Source organism: Actinomyces sp. HPA0247, from assembly GCA_000411415.1.
Taxonomy (GTDB): Bacteria; Actinomycetota; Actinomycetes; order Actinomycetales; family Actinomycetaceae; genus Pauljensenia.
Genome location: KE150451.1, coordinates 396,680 through 421,024, shown reverse-complemented (window position 1 = coordinate 421,024; position 24,345 = coordinate 396,680). Strand labels below are relative to the sequence as shown.

27 protein-coding genes are annotated in these 24,345 nt (G+C 66.6%); 9 read left to right on the top strand and 18 right to left on the bottom strand.

The genetic code is table 11. The features are described from left to right. Positions 1-74: 74 nt before the first annotated feature. Both HMPREF1478_RS10875 and HMPREF1478_RS06950 read right to left on the bottom strand, forming a co-directional pair. Positions 75-566, bottom strand: coding sequence for an Rv3235 family protein (locus HMPREF1478_RS10875; RefSeq protein WP_016461372.1), 492 nt, complete (start codon positions 564-566; stop codon positions 75-77). Continuing rightward, the gene (locus HMPREF1478_RS06950) at positions 563-1,282 is read right to left on the bottom strand and encodes a LysM peptidoglycan-binding domain-containing protein (protein ID WP_016461371.1); all 720 of its coding nucleotides are present in this window, start codon (positions 1,280-1,282) and stop codon (positions 563-565) included. Before HMPREF1478_RS06950 ends, HMPREF1478_RS10875 begins: the two co-directional genes overlap by 4 nt. A gap of 138 nt (positions 1,283-1,420) precedes the next feature. Here HMPREF1478_RS06950 and HMPREF1478_RS06945 point away from each other — a divergent pair, with 138 nt between their 5' ends. Beyond that, entirely contained in the window at positions 1,421-1,987 is a 567-nt protein-coding gene (locus tag HMPREF1478_RS06945; protein ID WP_034475347.1) for a hypothetical protein, read from the top strand. On the opposite strand, the gene HMPREF1478_RS06940 is transcribed toward HMPREF1478_RS06945, so the two are convergent. Continuing rightward, complete coding sequence (locus HMPREF1478_RS06940; RefSeq protein WP_016461369.1) at positions 1,981-2,193, bottom strand: helix-turn-helix domain-containing protein; 213 nt, start codon at positions 2,191-2,193, stop codon at positions 1,981-1,983. The two genes, HMPREF1478_RS06945 and HMPREF1478_RS06940, sit on opposite strands and share 7 nt — an antisense overlap. A 145-nt stretch (positions 2,194-2,338) precedes the next feature. Here HMPREF1478_RS06940 and HMPREF1478_RS06935 point away from each other — a divergent pair, with 145 nt between their 5' ends. From HMPREF1478_RS06935 to HMPREF1478_RS06925, 3 genes are read left to right on the top strand one after another with little or no spacing between them, the layout of a single operon-like run. Continuing rightward, complete coding sequence (locus tag HMPREF1478_RS06935) at positions 2,339-2,977, top strand: SAF domain-containing protein (protein WP_232207443.1); 639 nt, start codon at positions 2,339-2,341, stop codon at positions 2,975-2,977. Next, positions 2,974-4,161, top strand: a complete 1,188-nt coding sequence (locus tag HMPREF1478_RS06930; protein ID WP_016461367.1) for a CpaE/TadZ family protein — start codon at positions 2,974-2,976, stop codon at positions 4,159-4,161. Before HMPREF1478_RS06935 ends, HMPREF1478_RS06930 begins: the two co-directional genes overlap by 4 nt. Before the next feature lie 2 nt (positions 4,162-4,163). Beyond that, positions 4,164-4,634 (top strand): DUF6912 family protein, encoded by a 471-nt coding sequence (locus tag HMPREF1478_RS06925; RefSeq protein ID WP_034475475.1) that lies wholly within the window; start codon positions 4,164-4,166, stop codon positions 4,632-4,634. Positions 4,635-4,637: 3 nt separating this feature from the next. Here the strand turns inward: HMPREF1478_RS06925 and HMPREF1478_RS06920 are convergent, their stop codons facing one another. After that, positions 4,638-7,712, bottom strand: coding sequence for an AAA family ATPase (locus HMPREF1478_RS06920; RefSeq protein WP_016461365.1), 3,075 nt, complete (start codon positions 7,710-7,712; stop codon positions 4,638-4,640). After that, a complete protein-coding gene (locus HMPREF1478_RS06915; protein ID WP_034475343.1) occupies positions 7,709-8,914 on the bottom strand; it encodes an exonuclease SbcCD subunit D in 1,206 nt (401 codons plus the stop codon). The genes HMPREF1478_RS06920 and HMPREF1478_RS06915 overlap by 4 nt, the downstream gene beginning before the upstream one ends. 100 nt (positions 8,915-9,014) lie before the next feature. On the opposite strand from HMPREF1478_RS06915, the gene HMPREF1478_RS06910 reads away from it, so the two are divergent. After that, a complete protein-coding gene (locus HMPREF1478_RS06910; protein WP_016461363.1) occupies positions 9,015-9,743 on the top strand; it encodes a glutamine amidotransferase-related protein in 729 nt (242 codons plus the stop codon). 38 nt (positions 9,744-9,781) lie between these two features. Here HMPREF1478_RS06910 and HMPREF1478_RS06905 read toward each other — a convergent pair whose 3' ends face one another. From HMPREF1478_RS06905 to HMPREF1478_RS06890, 4 genes are all read right to left on the bottom strand, one after another. After that, positions 9,782-10,234, bottom strand: coding sequence for a hypothetical protein (locus tag HMPREF1478_RS06905; protein ID WP_016461362.1), 453 nt, complete (start codon positions 10,232-10,234; stop codon positions 9,782-9,784). 1,355 nt (positions 10,235-11,589) lie between these two features. Further along, complete coding sequence (rsgA, locus tag HMPREF1478_RS06900) at positions 11,590-12,675, bottom strand: ribosome small subunit-dependent GTPase A (RefSeq protein WP_016461359.1); 1,086 nt, start codon at positions 12,673-12,675, stop codon at positions 11,590-11,592. Continuing rightward, complete coding sequence (gene aroA, locus HMPREF1478_RS06895; RefSeq protein ID WP_016461358.1) at positions 12,675-14,027, bottom strand: 3-phosphoshikimate 1-carboxyvinyltransferase; 1,353 nt, start codon at positions 14,025-14,027, stop codon at positions 12,675-12,677. The genes rsgA and aroA overlap by 1 nt, the downstream gene beginning before the upstream one ends. Further along, positions 14,024-14,551, bottom strand: coding sequence for a DoxX family membrane protein (locus HMPREF1478_RS06890; protein ID WP_016461357.1), 528 nt, complete (start codon positions 14,549-14,551; stop codon positions 14,024-14,026). Before HMPREF1478_RS06890 ends, aroA begins: the two co-directional genes overlap by 4 nt. A 198-nt stretch (positions 14,552-14,749) precedes the next feature. Between HMPREF1478_RS06890 and HMPREF1478_RS06885 the strand changes: the two genes are divergently transcribed. From HMPREF1478_RS06885 to HMPREF1478_RS06875, 4 genes are all read left to right on the top strand, one after another. Beyond that, on the top strand, positions 14,750-15,382 hold the full coding sequence (locus HMPREF1478_RS06885; protein WP_016461356.1) for a sigma-70 family RNA polymerase sigma factor: 633 nt from the start codon (positions 14,750-14,752) through the stop codon (positions 15,380-15,382). Then, a complete protein-coding gene (locus tag HMPREF1478_RS06880; protein WP_016461355.1) occupies positions 15,379-15,678 on the top strand; it encodes a TIGR02949 family anti-sigma factor in 300 nt (99 codons plus the stop codon). Before HMPREF1478_RS06885 ends, HMPREF1478_RS06880 begins: the two co-directional genes overlap by 4 nt. Before the next feature lie 207 nt (positions 15,679-15,885). After that, positions 15,886-15,960 (top strand): 50S ribosomal protein bL37, encoded by a 75-nt coding sequence (locus tag HMPREF1478_RS11040; protein ID WP_106406425.1) that lies wholly within the window; start codon positions 15,886-15,888, stop codon positions 15,958-15,960. A gap of 537 nt (positions 15,961-16,497) precedes the next feature. Continuing rightward, on the top strand, positions 16,498-17,382 hold the full coding sequence (locus tag HMPREF1478_RS06875; protein ID WP_016461354.1) for an alpha/beta hydrolase: 885 nt from the start codon (positions 16,498-16,500) through the stop codon (positions 17,380-17,382). A 78-nt stretch (positions 17,383-17,460) separates the two neighbouring features. Here HMPREF1478_RS06875 and HMPREF1478_RS06870 read toward each other — a convergent pair whose 3' ends face one another. From HMPREF1478_RS06870 to HMPREF1478_RS06830, 9 genes are all read right to left on the bottom strand, one after another. Next, on the bottom strand, positions 17,461-18,150 hold the full coding sequence (locus HMPREF1478_RS06870; RefSeq protein WP_016461353.1) for a hypothetical protein: 690 nt from the start codon (positions 18,148-18,150) through the stop codon (positions 17,461-17,463). Between the two features lie 40 nt (positions 18,151-18,190). Then, a complete protein-coding gene (locus HMPREF1478_RS06865; RefSeq protein WP_016461352.1) occupies positions 18,191-18,877 on the bottom strand; it encodes a hypothetical protein in 687 nt (228 codons plus the stop codon). 19 nt (positions 18,878-18,896) lie between these two features. Further along, entirely contained in the window at positions 18,897-19,598 is a 702-nt protein-coding gene (locus tag HMPREF1478_RS06860) for a hypothetical protein (protein ID WP_016461351.1), read from the bottom strand. A 186-nt stretch (positions 19,599-19,784) separates the two neighbouring features. Then, positions 19,785-20,339 carry a hypothetical protein gene (locus HMPREF1478_RS06855; RefSeq protein ID WP_034475338.1) on the bottom strand — a complete coding sequence of 185 codons (555 nt, stop codon included), beginning with the start codon at positions 20,337-20,339 and terminating at the stop codon, positions 19,785-19,787. Between the two features lie 272 nt (positions 20,340-20,611). Then, complete coding sequence (locus HMPREF1478_RS06850) at positions 20,612-21,481, bottom strand: hypothetical protein (RefSeq protein WP_016461349.1); 870 nt, start codon at positions 21,479-21,481, stop codon at positions 20,612-20,614. A gap of 36 nt (positions 21,482-21,517) precedes the next feature. Beyond that, entirely contained in the window at positions 21,518-22,243 is a 726-nt protein-coding gene (locus HMPREF1478_RS06845) for a hypothetical protein (RefSeq protein WP_016461348.1), read from the bottom strand. A 7-nt stretch (positions 22,244-22,250) separates the two neighbouring features. Next, a complete protein-coding gene (locus HMPREF1478_RS06840) occupies positions 22,251-22,964 on the bottom strand; it encodes a hypothetical protein (protein WP_232207442.1) in 714 nt (237 codons plus the stop codon). 47 nt (positions 22,965-23,011) lie between these two features. Beyond that, a complete protein-coding gene (locus HMPREF1478_RS06835) occupies positions 23,012-23,674 on the bottom strand; it encodes a hypothetical protein (protein ID WP_016461346.1) in 663 nt (220 codons plus the stop codon). 15 nt (positions 23,675-23,689) lie between these two features. Continuing rightward, on the bottom strand, positions 23,690-24,292 hold the full coding sequence (locus HMPREF1478_RS06830) for a GDSL-type esterase/lipase family protein (protein ID WP_016461345.1): 603 nt from the start codon (positions 24,290-24,292) through the stop codon (positions 23,690-23,692). Positions 24,293-24,345 lie beyond the last annotated feature (53 nt).

The following is a 24,345-nucleotide window of genomic DNA, read 5'->3' as shown; positions in this document are numbered from 1 at the left end:
CTCAGACGGGTGAGGGGTTCTCTGGGGAGCCCCTCACCCGTTTGCTTTACCCGTGGGCGTGCCTCGTCGATGGGCTAGGCGAGCTCCAGCGCCGTCATCATCCAGCGCCCGTGGTATTCCTCCAGGCGCAGGGCGAGAGCGTACGTTCGGGCAGCGGTGGAGATGATGACGGCTGCCTCGGTGGTCGCGGCGTCGATCGGACAGGTGCGCACGTGGACGGGACGTGTGCCGCGCGCGCAGGGGGACAGGTGCACGGCTGCCAGAGCGCCGTAGAGCTCGGGCAGGAGCCACCGGCGAAGCTGCGGTGCCTGGCGTGCTCCCGTGACGACCTCGACGACCGCGCGTGCGAGCGTCGCCGCCCACCGGTCGGGATCGGGAAGGGGCTGCGGATCGGGGTGAAGTGGGCTCTGGGGTGCGCCAGCGACAGCGTGTCCGTGGGGGAGCGCCTCGTCGCGACTCCAGCGGAAGGGGGCTGGCTGGATCGGGCGGGTGGGCGTCGGCCTCGTGCTGCCCCGGCGTCTGGGTGCTTCGGCCGTACGAGGCCGGGGTGCGATTTGCGTGCTCATGGCAGGTCCTGGGGGAGGGTGAGTATCTGTCCGGGGTGAATGAGGTTTGGATCTGGGAGAATGTCCGCGTTCGCCTCACGAATCGCGCGCCACGCCGCATCGATGGAAGCGTCGTCCGCGTCTGGGTGTAGGGATGCGGCAATCGACCAGAGGGAGTCGCCGGGCGCGACCGTGATCGAGTTGGGCCTGTGGGGCGTGGGTGGGGGAGGTGCGTCCTGCGCGGGTGCGGGTGTCGTCAAGCCGACCGGGTCTGTCTGCGTTGGTTCCTGCGTGGCGCGTGGGCTATCCGCCCAGGTGAGTGAGACCCCGGGGGTGGTGAGGTCCTGCGGAGCCGCGAGCGTCGCAGCCACCGGGGCGCCGGTGACCAGCGCAGAGCCGATGAGTGCTCCGGCACCGGCACGGGCGAGCAACGTTCGCGAGAGCCTGGTGCCGTAGCGTGTGACCACCGTGTGTGCGATGTGGCGCACAATGGGAGGGGTAGCGCGCAGGAGGACAAGGTGCGCACAAACAGAGCTGAGTAGGCTCCACGACAACAGGAGGCATGCGGCTACCCCGAGTGCCCAGAGGATGAGTGTGTCGGGGTGCTCTGGGTCAACGGGTGGTGCGAGTCTGGTGAGGTACAGGGCGTCGAGGACGGTCAGCGGCGCGCCAACCAGCCAGAGGAAAGCATCAGACAGGTGTTCCTGCCCATGGGGAGTGCGTGAATCATCAGTCATGGTGAACTCTTCATCGAGTGAGACGGATTCGGTGCAGATAACTATCCGCTTCTTATTGGTTCGTGTCAATACGTTTGGAATAATAAGATCAAAATGTGATGTGCGGCGCTTTGAGCTGGGATGTGGCATCGTTGGGGAATGGACATGTCAGCATTCATGGCCGAGCTGGAGTCGCGCTTCGACGAGGAGCGCGTGCGCGACCTAGAAGATCTCATTGATGAGCTGACGGATGCGGAGCGCGCATCCGTCACCCTCTCGGCGCGATTGGCTGGCGCGGTGGGCGTTGTCACCCTCGCGCTGCGCGGCGGGCACGTGGTGTCGGGGCAGGTTCTTGACTCGACTCGCACGTGGGTGCTCCTGCGCGGCGAAGGGGGAGATAGCCTCGTCATGCTGTCCGCCGTCGTCGGTGCCTGGCCGCTCGGGCGTAGCGTGGCTCGCGAGTCGTCAATCAGGGGTGGGATTGGCGTTGGGCACGTTCTGCGCGAGCTGAGCGCACGGGGCGTCGGCGTCGCCATCGAATCCGACGGAGGAGACCACAGGGGGATCATCGACGCGGTCTATGCGGACCACGTCGATGTCGCCCTCAGTGGAACGGCCATCAGCTATGACGGCCGCGATGAACAGGAAGAAATGGTCGTCTCGCTGGCGCTTGCGGGGCTTCGTCGACTCCGCGTGCTCGGCCAGCGATGGTCGACCGATTACTGAGCGTTTTCCGCCTTCTGACGCTCGCGCGTCGCGACGTATTGGTCCTGAATGAACTGCTCCAGGACCGATTCTTCGATCCTCCACACGTGCTTGCCGCCGACCTGGATGGCCGGGAGCTCGCCGGAGGAAACGAGGGCGCGGGTGGCTGACATCGTGAGATTCAGGGTCTCGGCGACATCAGCGAGAGTGAGGAATCGTGTTGCCATGGCAACATGCTATCAGTTGAGATTGCTTCGTTTGATTGGTTTGAGTCGGCAATTTTTTGTCCGACATATGACCGATGTGCTCGGTTGGTTCTGATGAATAGTCGGCAACCTACCGCTTTTCCGGTCGATCGTGCATCATAGAAGAGTGAAACGCGTCTCAGCTTCAGTGTCGATTCCGGCGCGCGCCCCCGGCAAGATAGACCGCCGATTCATTATCGGAGTGGTCCTCGTCATCGCGTCCGTGATCGCTTTCAGTGTCCTCAGCGGCTTCCTTCGGGGCGGATCCCGTGTCTACACCGTGACGAGTACGATCGCGCCCGGTGAAGCCATCACGGCCGAGAATGTGCGAGAAACCGACCTCCGCGTGGATGGTTCCGTCTATGCGCCCACGTCCGAGGCGCCCATGGGATCCATTGCGACGCGCCAGCTCGTGCCCGGTCAGATCATCATGCGCTCCGATATCGCGCAGAGCGCATCGGAGGGCGGCGACCAGACGGTGCGTCTCGCGGTGACCGTGACAACCGGCCTGCCCGACGGGGTGGCCGACGGTACCAGGATCCAGCTGTGGACGGTTCCCACGCGCACGCAGGCCCAGGGGGCGGAGCAGGCACACGAAATCGAGGGATCCTTTACCTTCGTGCGCGCGATAGAAGCATCCTCCTCGTCTCAAACGAGGAGGGGAACGCGCATCGAGATCCTGGCGAACTCTTCGTCGCTGCCCGTCCTGCTGGCCGCTCAGAGCTCAACGGATGGCCTCGCTGCCGTGCCCGTTGGTGCGCCATGAGTACCGTTCACGGGGTTGTTATCCTCGCCGATCAGCGATACGAAGCACCCCTTATCCAGGCAATACAACGCCATGGGGAGACCCTCGCGATCGTTCGTCGCTGCGCGGACCTCGCTGAGGTCATTGCTGCCGGCCGCGCGGGGGTCGCGGACCTGGCAGTCATCGACGGCGCCGACCCCGACCTGACGGCCGAGGCCGTGGATGCGCTGCGCTCGTGCGGCATGGCGGTCGTTGCGCTTGGCTCGCATGCGCTCAGGGCTCGGCTTGTCTCCCTCGGCGTCGCCTCGGTCGCAGCTCCCGGCAGCCCCGAACAGGTCGTCAATTCGCTGATAGCGGCGACACGTAACGTTCGCCTCCAGTCCTCCATCGCGGATGTACAACCCCCGCCACCTCCACCGCCCTCGTCCCCGGGCACGGTCATCGCGGTGTGGGGGACCAGCGGAGCGCCCGGGCGCACGACCCTCGCTGCGGGTATCGCGACGATCCTTGCGCGCACTGCGCCGACGCTCCTCGTCGACGCGGACACCGCGAACCCGACGATTGCGCACCTTCTCGGAGTGCCCGTCCAGGCCTCGGGCCTGTCCATCTTGGCACGCACCGCCTCGCGTGGGCCGCTCACGCCCCAGGACGTCCAGTCCGCTGCGGTCCAGCGATCCGAGGGGTTGCGCGTCATCACCGGCCTGGTCACCGGGCACCGGTGGCGCGAAGTGAGCCGTCCGAGCATCGAATCGATCATCGGAGCCCTGCGACTGAGTGCCCGCTACAGCGTCGTTGATATCGCCTCCACGTCCCTCGAAAAATCCAGCCGCGGGGCCAGCAGGGACGATGCCGCGCTTGGGGTGCTCGAGCGCGTCGACCGGCTTGTGATCGTCGCGCGTGGGGACATCGTCGGCATCAACCGCCTCTCCTTCCTGGCCAGCTGGTGGGCCGAACACGGTGTCGATTGCCCGATCACCCTCATCGTCAACCGCGTCAGTACGGATGCGATCGGAGCGCGCCCCGTCGCATCCCTGCAGGACGCGATCGGCGCCTTCATGCCCGAACAGGTCTTCCACGTTGTCAGCGAAGATGCGGGCGTGCAGCGCGCTGCCCTACGCGGCAAAGCGTTGGGGGAAAGCGGCACGCATTGCAAGGCCTCCGACGAGTTGGAGGCGATTGTCGCGCAGTGGATGCCTACACTGTGAGCATGCGCGTCTACGTTCCCGCCGTCCTGTCCGACCTGTCCGTTCCGCTGCCGCCCGTGCGCAGCGGCGTCCTGTGCGTGCCCGAGGCCGCCATGAGCGGGGAGGACATTGAGGTCCTCGAGGATGATGCCATCACCGAGGCGGCACTGTCCTCCCTCGAGCTGGCGCGCGAGACGGAGGGGGCCGGGACAGCGCGTGTCGTCCTGGCCGTCGACACACCCACCTCGACGACGCTTGCCCCCGGCGAGCAGATCGAGCCTCACATTTTCGAGGCCGCGGCCTTCGAATACACCTGGTCGGACGTGGCGGCGATCCTCGCGGACCTGCCCGACGCTGCGCCCGCGGTGGAGGCCGTGCTGAGCGCCGAGACGCAGGAGGAAGCCGACGAGGCCGTGGCCACCCTGTGGGAGTCCTTCCTCGCCTGGTTTGACCGCTCCGAGCGCCCCGCGGTCCTGGCGCTGCACAAGGGCTGACGCTTAAGCGCGCACGCTCAGGGTCGATCCTCCTTCCGGTAGCGGCCGTACCTGGATCTGGTCCGCAATCTGGGTCGCCATCTCCTCGACGTGCGAGATGACGCCGACCGTGCGTCCAGCGCTGCGTAGCGCCTGAAGCTGGGCCATCACGAGGCTGAGCGTGTGCGAGTCCAGCGACCCGAAGCCCTCGTCGATGAACATCGTGCGCAGCTCGACGCCCCCGGCCTCTGCTGAGACGACGTCCGCGAGGCCCAGGGCCAACGCGAGGGACGTGTAGAACGTTTCCCCGCCCGACAGGGTGCGTGGGCTGCGCATCGCGTCCGTGTCATGGTCGATGATCGCCAGGCCCAGCCCGGACTTGCGCGAGGCGGTGCCGTCGTCGGGGACGGAGGCGAGCTCGTAGCGGCCCGACGAGATCGCTGCCAGGCGCGGGTTCGCGGCCGCCAGCACCTCCTCGAGGCGCGCGATGAGCACCCACGCCGACAGGGGAGTGGACGCCAGGTTCTCTGGCCCGGAGGCCGTCGCAATGTCGGCCAGTCGTCGGATCGGACCCGCCTGCTCACGGGCGCGTGCGAGCGCGTCCAGCGCCTCCTCGAGGGATGCTTGGGCCGCATCCAGCTGCGCGCAGTGCTGCTCCAGGACTCCCGAGGCCCGGGCGGCGCCGGCTGCGTCCGCCTCGGCTTTGCGGGCGGTTTCAGTGAGAGCCTCGAGGTCCGGCGCGGGCGCTGCTGCCGCGTGGGTCAGGCGCTCGGAGGCGAGGGCCTCACGCACCGCGAAGAGCTCCTTGTCGTGAGCCGCCGCGCGCGCCTCAAGCGCCTCGACCTCGGGAAGCGGGAGGAGGAGGGACCGCCAGGAATTGGATTCGAGCCTCTGTTCCTCCAGCGCCTCCGCGAGGGAGTGTTGCGCCTTCACGTGCGCAGCGCGGGCACTGTCCCAATCGGCGCAGGCTCTGGCTAGCAAGGCCGTCCGGTGCGCCCGCTCATCCAGGGCTGCGGCGCGCTCACCGAGGGACACGAAGTCGGCGCGCTCGGTGTCCACGCGGGTCAGGGCTGCACTCAGCGCCGACTCGCGCTCCTGGAGTGTGGACGCGAGGGACGCGGCGGCCTCGCGCGCACTCGCGAGGCTGTCCGTCAGGCCGCCCAGACGCACGCGTTCCTGCCCCAGGGCCGCCTCGATCTCGGCAATCTGAGGGCTGAGGGCCTCAAGCTTCGCGACGATGTCGGCGGCCCGATCCCGCTCGGTCTCGAGCGTCGGTGTCGGGGCGCCGGCCACCTCGTTGAGCTGGGCGATACGGCGCACGAGGTCCTGGTGGCGCGCCTGCGCGTCGCGCAGCGCGTTCTCCGCGCGGTCGCGCGCCTGGTCGAGCTCGGCGACCTGCTCGCGCGTGATCTCCCCATGGGTGGCAGGCGCCGGGCTGGGGTGCTCCGCCGACCCGCATACGGGACAGGGCGTGTCCTCCTTGAGCTCACGTGCGAGCGCCGAGGCACTCTGCGCGATCCACAGGTCGTGCCCGTCCGCCGCCGCGGCATTCGCGAGTTTCGCGGCGACGGTTGCCTCGCGCAGCTCGTCCGACGCGCCGAGGAGGGCCGAGCGCAGCAGGTCCGCCTGCATGGAGGCATCGAGACGCTCGTTGAGGGCGCGCAGCGTGGATGCAGCCTCAGGCAGCGTGTCGGCGTCCGCTCGCATGCGACGCAGGGACTCGGTGGCCTGCTCGATGCGCTCGGGCAACGCCTCGCGCTCGGTCTCGATCGACGCGATGCGCGCCAATGCCTGCTCGTGGCGGGAGCGCAGCGACTCGATCTGCGCGCGTAGGTCAGGCAGTGAGCGCTCAAGGGCGAGAGCCTCTTCCAGGGAACCCCTCGTTCGCGATGCTTCGTCGCGCTGGGCCTGCGCCCGCTCGCCGAGAGCAGAGACGGCCTCGGGCGTGAGGGATTCCGGGGCGGCCGAGGCCTCGTCTCCGAGAGCGGGGGACAGAGCCGTGACCTGGTCTCCGGCGGACTCCAGGCGCGCCGAGGCCTCGGTGACGGCCGCGTCAAAAGGCGCCACGGCCAGGGCCCGGCGGGCTTGGCGCGCGCGCTCGCGGTCGGATGCGACCGCTTCCTCCGCCGCGGTGAGCTCGGTGAGTTTCGCGCTCAGGCGCGCGTGCTCGGCCTGGGCCTCAGCCAGGGCGCGCCCCTCGGACAGGGCGCGGGAAGCCTCCCGTGCGGCCGCTGTGGCCACCTCGGCGACGCGCAGGGTCTGCGCGTGCGCCTCTCGCGCGCGATCACACGCATCCTGTGCCCATCGCCTCACCGCGCTGGCATCTTCCGCACCCGCGTCCAGCTGAGCGGCCTCCTCGTCCTCGGCTGCGCGCTTCTCCGAGCCGGGGGCATCCGCGTGCGCATCCTCGCTCAGGGCGTCATCCAACGCCCGCACGCGCTCGAAAGCGCTAACGGCAGCCACGCGCCGCTCCTCGATGCCGCGCTTCGACGAGGCAGCCGCATCGACGAGGGCCTTCGTGAAATCCACGTAGATCTGCGTGTCGAAAATGTCGCGCAAGATCTGTTCGCGAGCATCCGACGTGGCGTTGAGGAACTGAGAGAACTTGCCCTGCGGGAGCACGATCGTCTGCAGGAACTGGTCCTTATCCAGACCGACAATGCGCGGAATCTCAAAGCCCACGTCGCGTGGCCCCGACGCGATCGGCTCCACCGTGCGCCACCCGTCCGGCGCGTCCGGATCCTCCACGACCCGCGTCAGCGTCGACTTCGAATTGCGCTGCGACTTCTTGCCCGCCGGCGTGTACGCGGGAGTGCGCGTCACGCGGTAGATGCCCGTCGCCACCTCGAACACCAGGTCCGCCTCCGACGGATCCGAATCCGAGATGTGATTGGAACGCAGGCGGTCCTTCGATGCGTCCTTCGTGCGCGCCACGTCCCCGTAGAGGGCGAAGGTGATCGCGTCGATGAGTGTGGACTTTCCCGCGCCCGTGGGGCCATCCAGCAGAAACAGGCCCGAGTCCTCGAAGGCCGAAAAGTCGACCGTGTGTGTCCCTGTGAAGGGGCCGATGCCCGTGATACGCAGCCACCGAATCTTCACTGCATGTCCTTTCCTCGAAGCCCAGCCCACACGTCCAGGGCCAGCTCGCGCTCCTGAACGTTCAGCGACCGCCCGCCCACGGCCTCGTAAAACTCCTCCGTCACCTCGCGCGGATCCCGCGAGGCGCGCACGGTCATCGCAGGCGCGAGCGTGGGCGCCTGGCAGGGGCGGTGCACGACGACGAGGGCATGCGGGTAGACCTCGCGGATACGCGGCACCATGCGCTCGGGGCGCGCGTCGTCCGTGACCGTGATCGACACGTACGAGGCCGTGGCGGCCTCGTCGGGATCCGTGAGCAGCTCCTCCATGGTTCCCTCGAGCACGGCGATGCCCCGCAGCGTCGGGATGGGCACCACCTCAATGTCGGTCACCGACGTGTCGTCCGTGGTCACGAGGGTGACGGACTTGGTGGCCCCGGCCTCGGAGAAGGAATACGCGATGGGGGAGCCCGCGTAGCGGATCGGGACGGATGCGCCCGAGATGTTCTGCGGGCGGTGCAGGTGCCCGGCGGCCACGTAGTCCAGGCCGTGGGCAAGGGGCTGCTCACCCCCGAGCGTGTCGAATAGGTCCGCCGACACGGAGGGCACGCCGCCGACCTGGATGTCGCGCTCGGAGTCCGAGGCCTGGGCACCCGTCACGAAGGCGTGCGGCATCGCGATGGCCGGGCGCTCGTCGCCCGCGTCCCGGCGAGCCGACAGGTCCGCGCGCACGCGGCGCAGCGCTGCCGCCAGAACCGCCTGATGGGAGCGGGGCAGGGGAGCGGGCAACCCTGCATCCCCCTGAGGGGGCAGGTCCGACAGGCTCTGGCGCACGAGGTCGGGTTCCAGGTAGGGCATTGGATAGATGAGAGCACCCCCGGCCGCGACGGGCGTGCCGATCGCCTCGGGGTCGGTCACCACGTGTAGCGAGGGGGTGAGCATGTCGGCGAACAGCCCCAGGCGTGCCGCCCCGTCGTGGTTCCCCGACGTCAGGATGACCGTCGTGATCTCCGTCAGCTCGCGCAGAGCGCGACGCATCCGCGCGAGCGCGTCCACGGGCGGAACCGCGCGGTCAAACACGTCGCCCGAGATGAGCACGGCGTCCACGCCGCGCTCACGCACCAGGGCGACCAGCCACTCGATGAACGCGTCCGCACTGTCTCCCAGGGACGCGCCGTGCAGTGTGCGCCCCAGGTGCCAGTCGGAGGTGTGCAGAATCAACATGCTCCCAGTGTGGCAGAGGGCGCCCACATCTGCGTCCGTCACACACGCTTGGAGAGCGGACACCTTCTGCATGAGCGCAGGTAGTCGATAGCATGGAGCTATGACCAAGCCCTTCCTCATGCTGACCTCCCGCGACGACGGCCCCGTCCTTGCCGCGGAGAGCGCCGACCTGCCTCGCTTCTCGGGACTGAGGCCCGACCAGGTGCGACAGGTACGCATGGAGAGGGAACTGCCCGACCTCGACCTGTCCGAATACTCGGGTGCCTTCGTGTGCGGCTCCCCGTGGGACGCGAACGCCGACGACCACCTGAAGGAAGAACGCCAGGTGCGCGCCGAGGCCTGGCTGCGTTCCTTCTACGACCGGGCGCTGGGCGAATCCTTCCCGATCCTGGGCCTGTGCTACGGGCTGGGCACCCTCACCCTGCACCTGGGTGGCGTCATCGACACCCACCACGGCGAGGAAATTAGTGGCATCGCGCTGACGAAGACCGACGCGGGCCGCGACGACCCGCTCCTGGAGGGCACGCCTGACCGCTTCCATTCCTACGTCGGCCACCACGAGGCCGTGCGCGAGCTGGCCCCCGGCATGCAGGTCCTCCTGGCCGGTGACGACACCCCGATCCAGATGGTGCGCGTCGGCGAGGCCGCGTGGGCGACCCAGTTCCACCCCGAGATGGACCTCGAGGGCGTCAACGTGCGCATCGACCAGTACGCGGGCCGCTACTACCCGGCCGAGAAGGCCGAGGCCATCCGCGCCCAGGTCGCGACCGTGGACACGGCCCCCTCGCGCCTCGTGCTACAAAACTTCGTGCGCCGCTTCCAGCGCTGACTCACTCCCGACGGGCGGGGCCGCGCTGCACGGTGCCGTCAATGGGCGGGGGGAAGAAGCCCGCGTCGGCGTGCACGCTCCTTGGAGACGAGGAGAATCGTATAGAAGCAGAAGGCTACAAGCGCAGCGCCCATGGCGACGTTCCATGGCATGTTGTAGGGGTCGGGGCGGACTCCGTGGTCCGTGACGTCACCGACGATGACAGTGGCGGTACATACGAGGGAACAAGCCATCACCGCCCACTCGCAGGCCCGAAGTGCCCGGTGTGCGCCAGGAATGTGACGCGAATAGCCAGGGATGCAGACAGCGAGGAGCAACGCAGCGTCGGCGAGCCCGTAGTCATGCAGGCGGTTGTCCCTCCCGAAGAAGGTCCCGCCGATCGAATAGACGATCGTGCCGATCAACAGCGCGAAGAAGAAGTAGCGGAGGGCCTTGTCGACACGCGAAAGCCCCGCAGTGTTGCCGATAAAGAGAGACTCAATGGTGGACATAGCGATCACGACCTTGTGAACCAGAGATAGCGACCATCGCTATATCCTCATTGTCCACGCAGGGGGAGCGCTGTCAAGGCCTTTCGGCACACATTTTTGCTTACCGAGCCGCCTTGCTGGCGGCCTCCGCCGTCGCCACGGCCTCGAGGAGCCTGCGCACCGACGTCACGCGGGAAGCGCGCTCGGAGCGCACCTGATCCGCATCCTCATCCCCGGCCTCGTCAATCGCAAAAGATAAGATGGAAAATCCGAGGCGAGGGGGCCGTATCCAGCTTGCAGTATGGATACGACCCCCTCGCGTTTTGTGACGCGTAGCTTTGCGCACAGCTTCCAACGTTCGATTAGAACCAGTGCGCTACTGGCGTGTCGCGGTTTACGCGTGGATGTCTCGGGTTCGGTACTTGAGCACGAGCAGCGCTATGAGGCAACAGAGTGTGCCGAGCAGGGCACCATTCGCGACTCGCGAGGGAATCGAGAAATAGTCGTAACCGCCACCGTTGCTGGTGATCACACTCGTCACTGCTGCCCCTATTGAGATAATCGCGCACGCGATTCCTGTCCATTCGAGCGCGCGAGGCCGCAGCCGCGAGGTTGTTCGTGCGCACGAGCGTGAATAGCCTGCCATTTGCCAGGCAGCAAGTGCCGCGCACATGGCGGTCGTCAGTTCGCGTGAAGGCCTCCCTGACGCTGCGATGGAAAACGCGATGGATGCGATGGTGATCGCGAAAAAAATGGAGGCAAACACTGCGCGCAGCGCTCTGTCTGTGGCTGTCGGCATTGCATCGGGAGCGCCGACTGGGGCTGGTTGAAACTGTTGCATCTCTCTTTCCTCCTCGAGAGTTGAGCTGCTTGTAGCTGGCGCTAGTGCGCGTAGCAGGAGTAGTGAGACCAACACTCCTTCGTGAACCCGTGACGGAAACCAAGGTATCCGGCGGTTCCGAGGAGGCCGATAGTGTTGGCTGCGTAGTAGATTCTCCAGCCCTTGGCGCCCTGCCACTCGCTCCATGTGAGGCCGCCGGTGCTGGCCTGGTTAACTCCCTCATTAAATGCAGCGTCGTACCCAAACCTCATTGCAATGAGAGCAGCGGCAACAACGCTGGCAGCGTTGGCTTCCTCGGCCGATTCGGTCTCCTCGACTGTCGTTTCGCCCGTTGGGAGAATCGTTAATCGACCGGCAGCTTGTGTGGGAAGGGTCGTGCCGACTGACAAGAATGCAGTGCAGACGCAGGCTGCGATAGCTTTGACGGCAGTTTCATAGTGATCACATCCTTGTAATCATGTGTAGCGACCATCGCTATACCCTCATTGTCCACGCGAGGGGGGCGCTGTCAAGCACTTTTAGTGCCCACTTTTGTCTACCGGGCCGCCTTGCTGGCGGCCTCCGCCGTCGCCACGGCCTCGAGGAGCCTGCGCACCGACGCCACGCGGGAAGCGCGCTCGGAGCACACCCGATCCGCGTCACCCTCCTCGGCCTCGTCGAGGGCGAAAGGACCGGTCGCGCGCGCGTAAGCGTCAAGCGCACACGAGGGCTCTTCCTCGTCGTGTGAGCACAACGGCAGGCACCACGCGGCGGCCTCGGCGACGTCTGGGAAAACTCCCAGCACGTCGGCGACGCTCACGTGCCCCAGGCCGAAGGAGCGCACGCCGGGCGTATCCACGATCCAGCCGCCCTCTGCCAGCTCGAAGGCCTCTGAGGAGGTCGACGTGTGGCGCCCGCGCCCCGTGACCTCGTTGACGTGCCCCGTCGCGCGGCCCGCGCCCGGTACCAGGAGGTTGATGAGCGTGGACTTTCCGACCCCCGAATGCCCGACGAGCACCGACCAGTGGCCGGTCAGGAGGTCCCGCAGCTTCGCGATACCCGGGTCGGCCTCCCCGGCCTCGGCGCTCGTGAGCACCACGCGTACGTCAAAGTCCTGGTAGGCGGCGATCAGCTCGTCCGCGCTGGCCAGGTCCGCCTTCGTCAGGACGAGGATCGGGGACAGGCCCGCCTCGTAGGCGGCGACCAGGCAGCGGTCGATCATTCCGGTGCGCGGCGGCGGATCCGCCAGCGCCACGACGATGCACATGGTGTCCGCGTTCGCGACAATCGCCTTCTCGCCGCGCTGATCCGGCGCGTCCTCAAGGGAACGGCGCAGCACCGAGGAGCGTTCCTCGACGGCGACGATGCGCGCGAGCGTGTCAGGGCGCCCGGACAGGTCGCCGGTCAGGCGCACGCGGTCGCCCATGATGACGGAGCCGCGCCCCAGCTCGCGGGCGCGCACGGCGACCACACGGGTGCCGTCCGCCTCCAGGCTCACCTGGTAGCGGCCGCGGTCGATGCCGATGACGCGGCCCAGCGGCTTGGAGGACCAGTCGGGCCGGTCTTTCGTGCGGGGGCGTGAGCCCTTGCCGGCGCGTACGCGCACGCGTGGGTCGTCGGTTCCAGTGTCGCGGCGGGCCATCACTCCTCCTCCTCGATCGACGAGGCCGGGGCAGCCTGGGTGCTTCCCTGACCGTTTTCGCTCACGAGCGAGGCCCACATGGCCTCGAAGGTCGGCAGCGTCTTCGAGGTGCAGGCGATGTCGTCGACCGTGATGCCGGGCGTGATGAGGCCCAGGATCGCGCCGAAGGTCGCCATACGGTGATCCGCGTACGAGCGGATCTGTGCGGCGTGGAGCGGGTGCGGCGTGATGATCAGTCCGTCCTCGGTCTCTTCGGCCTGCCCGCCCGCGCGGTTGATCTCGGCGACCAGTGCCGCTAGGCGGTCGGTCTCGTGTCCGCGCAGGTGCGCGATGCCGCTCAGGTGCGAGGGACTCGAGGCATAGGCGCAGATCGCGGCCAGGGTCGGGGTGAGCTCGCCGACCTCGGCCATGGTCGCCTTGATACCCGGGTAGTTGCCGGCACCGGGACCCGTCAGGGTCAGGCCCTCCTCGTCCAGCGTGATGGTCGCGCCCATGTGTCCCAGCAGCGCGCGCCAGGCGTCGCCCGCCTGCGTCGTCGCCCCCGGCCACGCCGGGATCCGCACGCGCCCACCCGTCACCATCGCGGCCGCCAGGAAGGGGCCAGCGTTGGACAGGTCCGGCTCGACGGTGATGTCGCCGCCGATGGGGCGCGACGGGAAGATGTGCCAGGTCGAGAGATCCGCGCGGCCCTCGTCCACGACCTCCAGGTCGATACCTGCGCCCGCCAAGGAAGCCAGCGTCATCTCCACGTGCGGCATCGACGGGACGATGCCCGGAGCCGACACGAACAGGGGATCGCCCACGAGGGGAGAGACCAGAAGCAGCGCGGACAGGAACTGCGAAGAGGACGAGGAATCCACCCACGCCTGCGCGCCCAGCGGCGTGTGGATCGGGCCATGAATCGTGAAAGGCAGGTGCCCGCGCTCCCCGTGATAGGTGACGGTCGCGCCCATGCGCACCAGGGCGTCCAGGAGCGGGCCGAGCGGGCGTGCGTAGGCCTGCTCGTCCCCATCGAAAAGCGTCTCCTCGGGGGACAGGGCAGCGAGGGGCGGCAGGAAACGCATGACCGTTCCGGCCAGTCCACACTCGATGCGACCGCCTCGGGGCGGCAGCGACATCGGGGTGACGCGCAGGGTGCCCGCGCCCTCGTCCTCGACGCGCGCGCCCATCACCTCCAAGGCTGCCGCAAACAGACGAGTGTCGCGCGCATCCAGGGCACCTCTGATGACGGAGGGAGAATCAGCGACGGCCGCCAGGTACAGGGCGCGTGCCGTGATCGACTTAGAACCCGGCACCTCGACCGTGGCATCCACGGGAAAGGGGGCCAGGGGAGCGGGCCAGGGCGCGCTCACGAAGCGGAGCCGCTCAGACGCTCCACGACCGCGGCCTCAGCCGCAGCGATCGCGCGGCGCTGATCGCGGCGCATCGAACGCGCAACGAGAGCCGACGGCTGGCCGACACGATCCGTCGACGCGAGAAGAACGCCGGCGGCCAGACCCGCCTTGTTGAGCGTGCGGTAGCGGCGACGCTTGATCTGCTCCTTCGACAGGCCGCGCGTCGTGCCCGGCAGAGGTGCATTGACGAGGGCCATCGGCGCGCCGATTGCGGCGAGAGTCAGGGCAGCCACGCGGGGCTTGCGCCCCAGCGCGAAACGCAGACCCGCGACGACCGTGACCGCTCCCGTCACGCGGGTCGCGACGGCCAGCTGCTGGTCCGTCAGCGGCTCCAGGCCAACCGCGTCGGTTGCCTTATCGATGAGGGGACGAACGCCCGCGGCGCGCTCCACATGGAAACGCGGATGCATGAGGGCATCAACCCCGTCGGCGATGAACGGGGCGGCGAGCAGGGGACGGGCAACAACGCGCAGCAGATTCATACCCCTATTCTTCGACACCTTTGCCCCAGGGGGAAGCCGAACGGCCCTGACGCTCCCAAACACCGGCCTGAAAGTGGTGCAACACACAGATGTGGGTGGTTGTGGAATAAAGGCGCATCTGAGGCGTTGCCCTCAGTATGAGCTCCCACCGACCACTCGCAGCCGCGCCCCGACCGCGCGCGACTACGCTGGAAGGCGATGGATGCAACAACCCCCCAACCAGCGGCGCAGGCGCCCGAGCCTGCCCCGGCCTCGTCGACCCCGGACGACGCGACGCTCCAGGCGCGCTTCATGGACGAAGCGATGCCCCTCATGAACCAACTGTTCGGCGCGGCCCTGGGTATGACCCGCAACCGAGCCGACGCGGAGGACCTGGTCCAGGAGACGTACCTCAAGGCCTACCAAAAGTTCCACCAGTACAAGCCCGGCACCAACATCAAGGCCTGGCTGTATCGAATCCTGACGAACACCTACATCACCGGCTACCGCAAGGAACAGCGTTCGCCCAAGCGTGCCTCCAGCGACACCGTCGAGGACTGGCAGCTCGCCGACGCCGCCTCCCACGCGGAGGTCGGCCTCAAATCCGCCGAAGTCGAAGCCCTCGAGGCGCTGCCCTCCACGCAGCTGCGCGACGCCCTCGATTCGCTCTCAGAGGAACACCGGATGGTTGTCCTCATGGCTGACGTTGAAGGTATGAGCTACAAGGAAATCGCCGAAGAACTAGGAGTTCCCATGGGGACCGTCATGAGCCGACTGAACCGGGCGCGCAAGAACCTGCGCTCCGCACTGGCCGACGTCGCCGCGGAATACGGGATCGGAGGAGCCAAGTGAACACGCGCGTCACCTGCCAGGACGTCCTCGACGCCCTGTACGAACTGATTGACTGCGAGGAATGCGACCGCCGCAGCGGCCTCATCGACGCCGGGTCCGTGCCCGGCCCCGACGCGCGCGCCCGCGCCCTCATGATCCAGCACGTCGCCACCTGCGAGCACTGCTCCGACGCCCTGGACGCCGAACGCCACGTGCGCGCCCTCATGCGCGGCTGCTACGAGTCCGAACAGGCATCGGATGCCCTGCGCGCCCGCGTCGTCGCCTCCATTACGAGCGTGTCCGTCAGCTGGCGTTGAACCTTGCGCGGGGATGTTACCCGCTTGGTCGCGTCGTCGGCGCCCATTCGCGTGCCAACCCGCGTATCGGCTCGCGCATCGACGAAGCCTGGTGAACGACCCGTTTTTTGGGTGACCTTCGTCGCCGGGAACCGCCTGTGCCTTGGTGGTTTGGGTCAATGTGTGCAAAAATGCTTCAGTCTAGACAACAAACCCAAGGAGAATGACATGTCGAAGCGGGGTCGTAAGCGTCGCGATCGTCGTAAGCACGGCGCGAACCACGGCAAGCGTCCTAACGCCTGAGCCGAATACGTTGCGCGCCCGGACCGGATGGTCCGGGCGCGTTTTGTTTGCGCGGTGTCTACGCGTTTTGTATGCGCGTTGTTTACGCGCCGCTGGCTGGGCCAGGTGCCGTTGCGCGAGGCGCGCGTGGCGTCTGGGGGTGTGCGCCGCTGGATTTGCGTTCCTACAGCGCTGGACAACGGTGTGCGGTGTGCTCATAGGCTGCTGATCATGCTTGGGCCGCGCGCATGCGGATAGGTTGTCCGTGTACGGATAGGTTATTCACATGTGGATAGGTTAATAAGCTATCCGCATCGTCATAACCTATCCGCGTAGTAGGTTCGTCCGATGGGCTCTCGCCAGATTCCGGCGGCGAGCAGATACAGCCGTCAGCCACCGGTACCTACCACCACTGGTGTTTCCTCCCGATAGCCACGATGAACACTCGCAGTGAGAAACGAACCACTCTCGCGGCGTATCCTGGTACCTGTTGGCGCGCGGGTGCGTCCCGATGCGAACAGAAACCGTTTGTCGATCCGAAAGAGCGAAAGAGGCTCCATGTCCCTCCAGATGCGCGTTGTCCACTTCTGTATGGGGCTTGTGCCTCCGTTGCTGCACAGCGAGGCAGCGACTGAGCAGATGGCGCTCCACGCCCCACAGCCCCACCCGATGCCCGCGTCGATGCGAGCGCGTTTCACAGCGACGAGCGGCAACGGCGTGACCCGCGTGTTCCCGAAGCGGGGCCTGCGCTCGGGCGGTGTGCTCATCTATCTGCATGGTGGAGCGTATGCGTACCCGATGGTCGCTGGCCAGTGGGGGATTGTCGAGGGCCTCATCGACCGCACCGGGCTGCCCGTTATTATTCCGGACTATCCGCTCGCCCCCAACCATACTGCGGCGGAAGCGTTCGACTTTGTCCAGCCCATCATCGACGAGGCCCAGGCGGAGTTCGGCCGCGTCATCCTCTTTGGCGACTCGGCGGGCGGCGGCCTAGCGGTCTCCCTCGCCATGCAGCGGCGTGATGCGGGTAATCGACAGGTGGACGGCCTCGTCCTGTATGCGCCGTGGGTGGACGTCACCATGACGAACCCGGCGATCGAGGAGGTACAGCATCGCGACAAGATCCTGCGCGTGCCCGGGCTGGTGTGGGCGGGTCGCGCGTGGGCTGGCAACCTGGATCCGGCCGACTGGCGCGTGAGCCCCCTGTACGGCGACCCGTCGGGCCTGCCGCCGATGCGCATTTTCCAGGGGGACGCGGACATCCTCGGCCCCGACGTCATTGAGTTTGCGCGCAAGGCCGCCCGTGCTGGCGTGGACGTGCGTCTGCGCGTGGAGCCGGGCGGCTTCCACGTGTATGTCCTGAGCGTTCCCATCATTCCCGAGGCCGAGGCCGCCCTCGACCGCAGCGCTCGCTTCATCTCGGGGATCCTCACCCAGGCGTAACTGAGGCGTTTCACGGGCTGTTTCACGGCCTCGTCGATCGAGGGCGAAGGCTGCAGGCTGCCCGGCGTCACCCGGCAGCTAGTCGAGGCGTGCGTCCACCAGGGTTTTACTGTGCACGTACATGTCGATGGTCAGGGGCGTCTGGTCGGGGTGGAGGACGCAGCCTTCGTAGAGCGGATGAATGATGCCCGGCAGCTGGGAAATGTCCTGCTCAGAGGTGCCGATGGTGAAGGTGTGCTGGGTGCCATCGTCAAAGCGCATGACGAAGTGGTTGTTGTAGCTGGTGCCTCCGGTGAACCACTGTGATCGTGTGACGGTGTCTTGGGCGTAGCTGCAGGAGGCGACAGCGCGTGGTTGGGGGCCTTGCGCCAGGTCGATGACCGCGGGCGTGAGGAAGTACAAGACCGGTGCGGCAATGACGAGGACGCCGCAGGTCATCGAGGCGAGGTTGTCCAGCTGCTTGCGTACCGCCTGCCGGTCCCCGGAGCGTTTCGCGGCGCGCAGGTCTTGCACGGAGGCGAGGAGGGTGGCGACGGCACCGATCACGACGAGGAGGCCCAGGCAACACAGGATGATGGTGCCGACGAGTTTGCCTTTCCCATACGAACCCATGTTGCGCATGACGACGATGATCGTGATGATCAACGCCGGGGGGACGAGGAGGAGCAGGAACAGGGAGCGTCCTGCGCCGCGGCCCGGCTTCGCGACGGCGGGTGCGGGTGTCGGAGGCAGGGGAGGAGCAGGGGGAGGGGTGCTGGGAAAACTCATGGGGATCGTGTCCTGTGTGTGGAGGCCGTGGGGCCCGGTGCTAGCCGAGGTGGGCCTCGATGATCCGCCAGCTGCGGGGCATGACCTGTAGCGTCATGGGTGTCTGCCCCGGATGAGTGACACAGGCGTCGTAGAGGGTGTCGTAGACCGCGAGGGAGTTGGCGGGTTCGGAGTCCTGCGGTTGCAGGCTGATGTCTTGGACGCGGGTGGAGCCGTCTGCGAGCTGCATGGTGATCTCGTAGACCTGATAGATGGTGGTTGTGCGCGATCCTCGTCTGCCGCTGCGCCATTCACGGTCGGCGACGCTACTCGTGCAGCTGGTGACGGTCACGGGTTTGGGGCCGCTTGCCAGGTCTTGGACGAGGGGGACGATGCGCACGGTGCTCAGTATCCCGAAAGAGATGGCGATGGCGACTCGTCCGGCGGCTTTCCAGCGGCGTCGGCGGGGGATCGCCTTGTCGACGCCGCGGGCCTGCGCCTCGCGGGCGTCGCGCAGCATCACGGGAATCGCCAGCGGGATCGTGAGGCAGGTGAGGAGGATGCTGAGGTTCATGCCGATGCCCGTCCACAGGCTGAGCGGCCCGTATTGCGCGCCGGTCTTCATCGCGATCGGGAACAGGATGAGCGGGGCGAACGTGAGGCCGCGGATGACGTAGTGGTGGTCAATGAGCTCCCTGTAGTCCTGCCGCGATGGCGGAAAGGAAGGTTCATACGGGGGCATACTCATGGCTCTCTCCTGTGTGTTGTCAGTCGATGCGTGCATCGACGATGGACCACGTGTGGGGGTAGACCTCCATGGTCATGGAGGCGGACCCGGAGCGCGAAGCGCAGGCCTCGTAGAGGACGCCCGTGAGACCGCCGCGCGAGGCGATGTCGTTGGCATTGTATGTTTCGATGACCGTGAGGTGCTTGGTGCCGTCAGCGAGCGTCATCGTGAAGGTGTTGTCCCATCCGTTGTCGGGCGTATGATCAGCGCCTATCATCGGGTTTGACCGTGGCATCTGCTCGAAGCTGCACGAGGTGACGGTGACGGTGGTGGTGCCCTCCTTCAGGTCGCGGAAGGCGGGAAGGCCCTGGCTGATCGACCGGAATCCCACGTATAACGCGATCACGCACAGGGCGGCCATGCCGAAGGAACGCTGGTTGTACTTCTCAATATCGACGTTGCGCTTGGCCCGCCACACGCCGAGGTAGGCGAACGCGCACGCGATGAGGAGCCCGGCGACGATGACGAGCCCAACGCCGCAGGCCTGCGTATACCACACGACGCGCTCGCGGCCGAAGTCTGTGTGCTCTCCGATGACCAAGAAGATCCCATAGGCGGAAATGACGAGAGCCACGAGGACGGCCCCGATGGCGGTGGCGATCTTCTTGAGGACACCTGTGCGTGTCGGGCCTTGCGCGGGCGAGGAGGCCCGACGAGGAGAGGAAGCGGGGTTGCGTGACATGGGTTCCCTTTCAGGTCACAGTGGTTGGGACGAGGCCGGGGCGCGTGCGCGTGCCTGCCGGGTAGGCGGGCCAACCGATTAGTTGTTGATCTTCGCGCTCGCGATGACCCTCGAGTGCGTGTAGTAACCGATGGTTATGGGCACGCTGTCGAAGCGCACGTGCGGACGGAGAGACGGCGAGCCTTGTCAGTTCAGTCTGGCACCGCTAATCACCCAGGTCCGGTAGTAGACGTCAAGCGTCATCGAGGTCTCCCCGCCGTGCGTGACACACGCATCGAACAGAGGCTTCTCGATCTCGCCGGCATGCCCGAACAGGCGCAGGCCGATCACTGTTTGACGGGTGGTTCCGTCGGGTAGAGTCATCGTGAAGTTGCGGGTGAACGTTGGTCTGCCCCAGTAGTCTCCCCATTTAATCTGGTGCGTATGCATCTTGTGGGTGCAGGATGACACGGTGACGGTTCGAGGCCCCGTCACGAGGTCCAGGACGACGGGCGTTCCGTGGACTAGGGTGATGTATGCGCTCGGGACGAGGAGAATGACCGGCAATGCGAGGGCTGCGTGCCGCTTGCGACGGCCGGATGCCGATCCTGCCCGCCGAGCCCGTCGAAAGCGAATCAGCTGCCAGATGATTGCTGCCAGACACACCCTCATGATCCGGAAAGCGACACCGTAGGCGAACGCGAGCGACAGGATCCTGGTGAAGCCATAGGTCGTGGTGCTTACCCACAGGAGGATCGCCACGCACTCGCCAATGAATAAGGCGATGACAAGCGCGACGATACAGCGAGCCCGTCCCCTCGACGAGCCTTCTGGCGTACGCGGGGGCGCGGGTGTCGCGAACACGTTCGTCGGTGGAACCTGCACCGCTGTGCTGGGGCCTGCCGATGCTACGGGCGTCGGGGCCTGAAAGGGGGAGAGGCGTGCTTCGTTGCTCATAAGAACCTTGTCAGTTGGGTGGACACGAACGAGGCCGGGGTGCGTGCGTCGGCCTGCCGGGTGGGCGGGCCGACCGATCAGTTGTTGATCCTCGCGCTCGCGACGACCCTCGAGTGCGTGTAGTAACCGATGGTCATGGTCGCGTTGCCGGATCGAAGGGCGCAGGCCTCGTAGAGGACGGCTGTCACGTCCCCTTGCCTCGCAATCTCATCCTTGCTGTCCGTCTCGACGGTCTGCGTGTGGGTTGAGCCGTCCTCAAACGTCATGATGAACTGGTTCTCGTACACGGTCGAGACGCCGCCGCGGTAGCGTGACCGACTCGTCTTGTACTGCTCGAAGCTGCATGACGTGACCGTCACAGTGTGTGGGCCGTCGGCGACGTCAAGCACCGCGGGAACGCCGTTCGACAGCGCGTAAATGGCGAACCCGTGGCCAAAGACGCCGACCATCCCCAGGCCGAGCTGGCGTTGTTGTGCCACTTTCTCATCGCCCCGCGCGCTCGCCGCGAGGTAATTGCGCCGCGTAACAGCATAGAGGGGAATCATGGCAAGGGCGAAGATGAGTGCGACGGCGCACTTGATGAGAGTCCAGACGATCCGTTCCGTGCCGAAGTCGAACATCTCACCGAAGAAATAGAGGACTGTGCCAAGGAGGAGGCCCACGAGCGTGAGCAGGATCCACCACCCCGTGTGCTTCTTCGGCGCCTTGTCCTCGCCGGAAGGATCTGCCGGAGACGGGACACTCTGAGAGGCTGCAGAAGTGTCCGACGATGCGGCGTACGCCTCCCCGTATGGGGACCCCTGGAATGACCAACCCTGGTACGACAGCGGCGGCAAGGAAGGCTGCGCGTCGCCCGCTTGCGGCTGCGGCACCTGCGGCTGATTGGCGGGCTGACTGCCGTCAGTGGACGGATCGTAGGGGGAGAGATAAGGGTACTGATTGCTCATGGCTGCTACCTGTCGAACGGGTGCATGACGACGAGCCTAGGGTGTCTGCGCGGGGTCGGGTGCGCTTGTGGGAGAATCCAGGTGCGCAGTGAGCGACCAGGCGCCGACTTGCTCGTCAGTCTCCACACTACCGCTCACGCTATCGATGAGGGCACGTATCTCACCCATGCGACGCCCGCCCAGGACGGACGCCTCAGGCGTGAGGGCGCTGATGGTCAGCGTCAGCGCCCCGTCCATCGCGGACCCGGTGACGCTCACCGAGGCGTTCTTGTCGAGCTCGGCGATGTGGGAGAGAACCAGGTAGATGATTTCCGCGCCCACGGCCTCGCGGAAGTCATTGAGCGGCGTGTGCTCGGTGAACAGGTTGATGATGGAAAAGCCGGATTGCTGCGCGTAGCTGATGGCACCGTCGATGGTCGCGAAATCGCCGGGCGGTGTGGGAGGGGCCGGGCGCTTGCGGCTGGCCGACTGGGCGCGCGCGGGCGTCGGGGTGGGTCCAGCGAGGTTCGCAGGCAGTGTCGCGGCTGGGTGGTCGAGGGCGTGGCGGGGAGGCGTCTTCCAATCCCGGTACAGGAATCGGATGCCGACGGCGGCTGCGACGACGATGAAGATAATCAGATAGGAGGCCGCTGCGGTGACGACGGCCGGCGACCATGAGCGAGGTGAGAAGAAGGACCCTATGACGATGTTGAGGGACATGAAAGCGATGATGATCGCGCAGACGAGCAGCTTCTCGCGGGTGGTGGTTTTCTGCTGGGGCATGTGAACCTCATTCCACCCGCGCGTCGACGACGATCCAGCTGTGGCTGTAGACGTCCACGGTCAGGGATGTCGCGCCGGAACGCGCCTTGCATGTCTCGTAGATGATCGCGGAGATGCCGCCCTCCTTGGCGAGGTCGTCGGAGCTCTCGGTCTCGAGCGTGAGTGTGCGCGTCGTCCCGTCCTCCAGGGTCATGGCGAAGTGATTGTCGTAGTAGTCGATGACCTTGCTGTGATTGTCCGACGGCTTGTAGTGCGCCTTCTGGGTGAGCTGACACGAGGTGACTTTCATCGTGTGTGGCCCCTCCGCGAAGTCCCGGGCGACGGCGATTCCATAGACACCCGAGACGACAATGACGACGGTTCCGATAACACCCACCGCGATTGTGACAATGGCGTAGAGCTTGCCGGAGGACGCGTTCCCTCCGGCCTGCGCGCGGTGTCCACGCTTCCGCAGATAGGTACAGAGGAGCGCGCACGCGATCGCGGCAATCAGGCCGATGACGCACCATGCGGCCACCCACACGAGCCGCCAGAACCCAAAGTGCACGTACCTGCCGAGCGACGCGAAGGCGTAGGCAATGGTGCCGAAGAAGCCGATGACGACGAATGCGAGCAGGTTTGCGCGCGCTGAGAACCCCCGCGGCAGGCGCTCGATCATCGACGAGGCCGGGGGGCGGTTGACGGGACCTGGCGGGGGAGAGATGGGGTACTGGTTGCTCATAGTCTCACTGATGTGTGTGGGATGGACGAGGCCGGGGCGCGTTCGCGTCACGCCTCACGGATGGCCTTCATGATCCCACTGCGCGGGTAGTAGTCGACGACGATCGAGGTGGTGGCAGGGCGGGCGACGCAGGCCTGATAGACGGCGTAGTAGGGGCTCGTCGGCTGCGCAAACTCACCTTCTGTGTCCGTCGTGACCTCAAAGCGGCGTGACGTTCCATCGTCAAAATGGAGAGTAAAATAGTTGCGGTAGTATTTGCTGCCGCGACGCCCGTGTTCGGTCACTGTAAAGTATTTTTCGCAGCTTGTGACGGCCTTCGTCTGGGGGCCTTGGCGGGCGTCACTGGATAGCTCACTGAAGGCCCCACCTCCCATGACGGTGCACGCGGTCGCGACCAGCGCGATCATAGCAATGCAGAAAAATGTCTTGATGGCGGGGCCTGCGTCGCCAGGTTGATCCAGTTGTGCGCGCATCGTGCGCACGAGCATCGGAAGGAGCGACAAGAGACAGATGCCGAAGACAACGGCCGCGCCAGAGCCGATGAGTGAACAGATCAGCTGACGAACACCGAAGTTCCCGGCTAGCAAAAACGCGCCGAGCATGACGACCGCGGATCCGATGAGCGCGCAGGCGCATATGGTCATGCCGAGCTGCTGCCGAGCGTTGGCCGGACGTGACTCGGGGGAGAAACGTGAGTGACGTGAGTGCACGCTGTCCTCCTGCGCTCACACGTCCGCCGGGGTCGCTCCCGTCCATTCGTACCAGCCCTGGTGCTGGACGATCCACGCCATGAGGGCGTAGCCGGCCTGGCCGGGCAGGGTCTGGCCGTCCCCGCCGCGAGCGAGGGAGGCGGCCATGTCCTCGAACCACTGGTCGTGTGCGACCAGCGGCGTGTAGCAGTCGACGAAGGGGATGCCTCGGCGCGCGCACACCTCGGAGCACGAGGAGGACAGGGCCTTGAGGGATCCGGAGTCCACGCCCGCGAGCGGCGGGGGACCGACCACGAAGCTGGGGATACCCAGCGCGGTCGCCCGGTCGGTGATGTTGGCCAGGTTCAGGCGTGAGCGGGCCGTCGAGATGCCGGCCGCGACGTCGCCCGGACCCACACCGATGACGAGGCCGTGGGGCTCATCCTCGGCCAGGCGCGGCAGGACCTCGGCCTCCCAGCGCGCGGCCATCTGCTTCGTCGTCTCGGAGGGAACGGCGAGGGTCAGGAACGTGGCGGGCAGATCGAAGGTCGAGTGAGCGTTGACGCGACCGACCCAGCCGAGGCCTCGGGGGTCGCCGACGCCGGCGACGAGCTCGTCTCCGATGAAGCAGATCCGCATGGTGTTCCTTTCCTGTGCCTCCCGCGCGCACCCAGGCGGTGCGCGCGGACCCT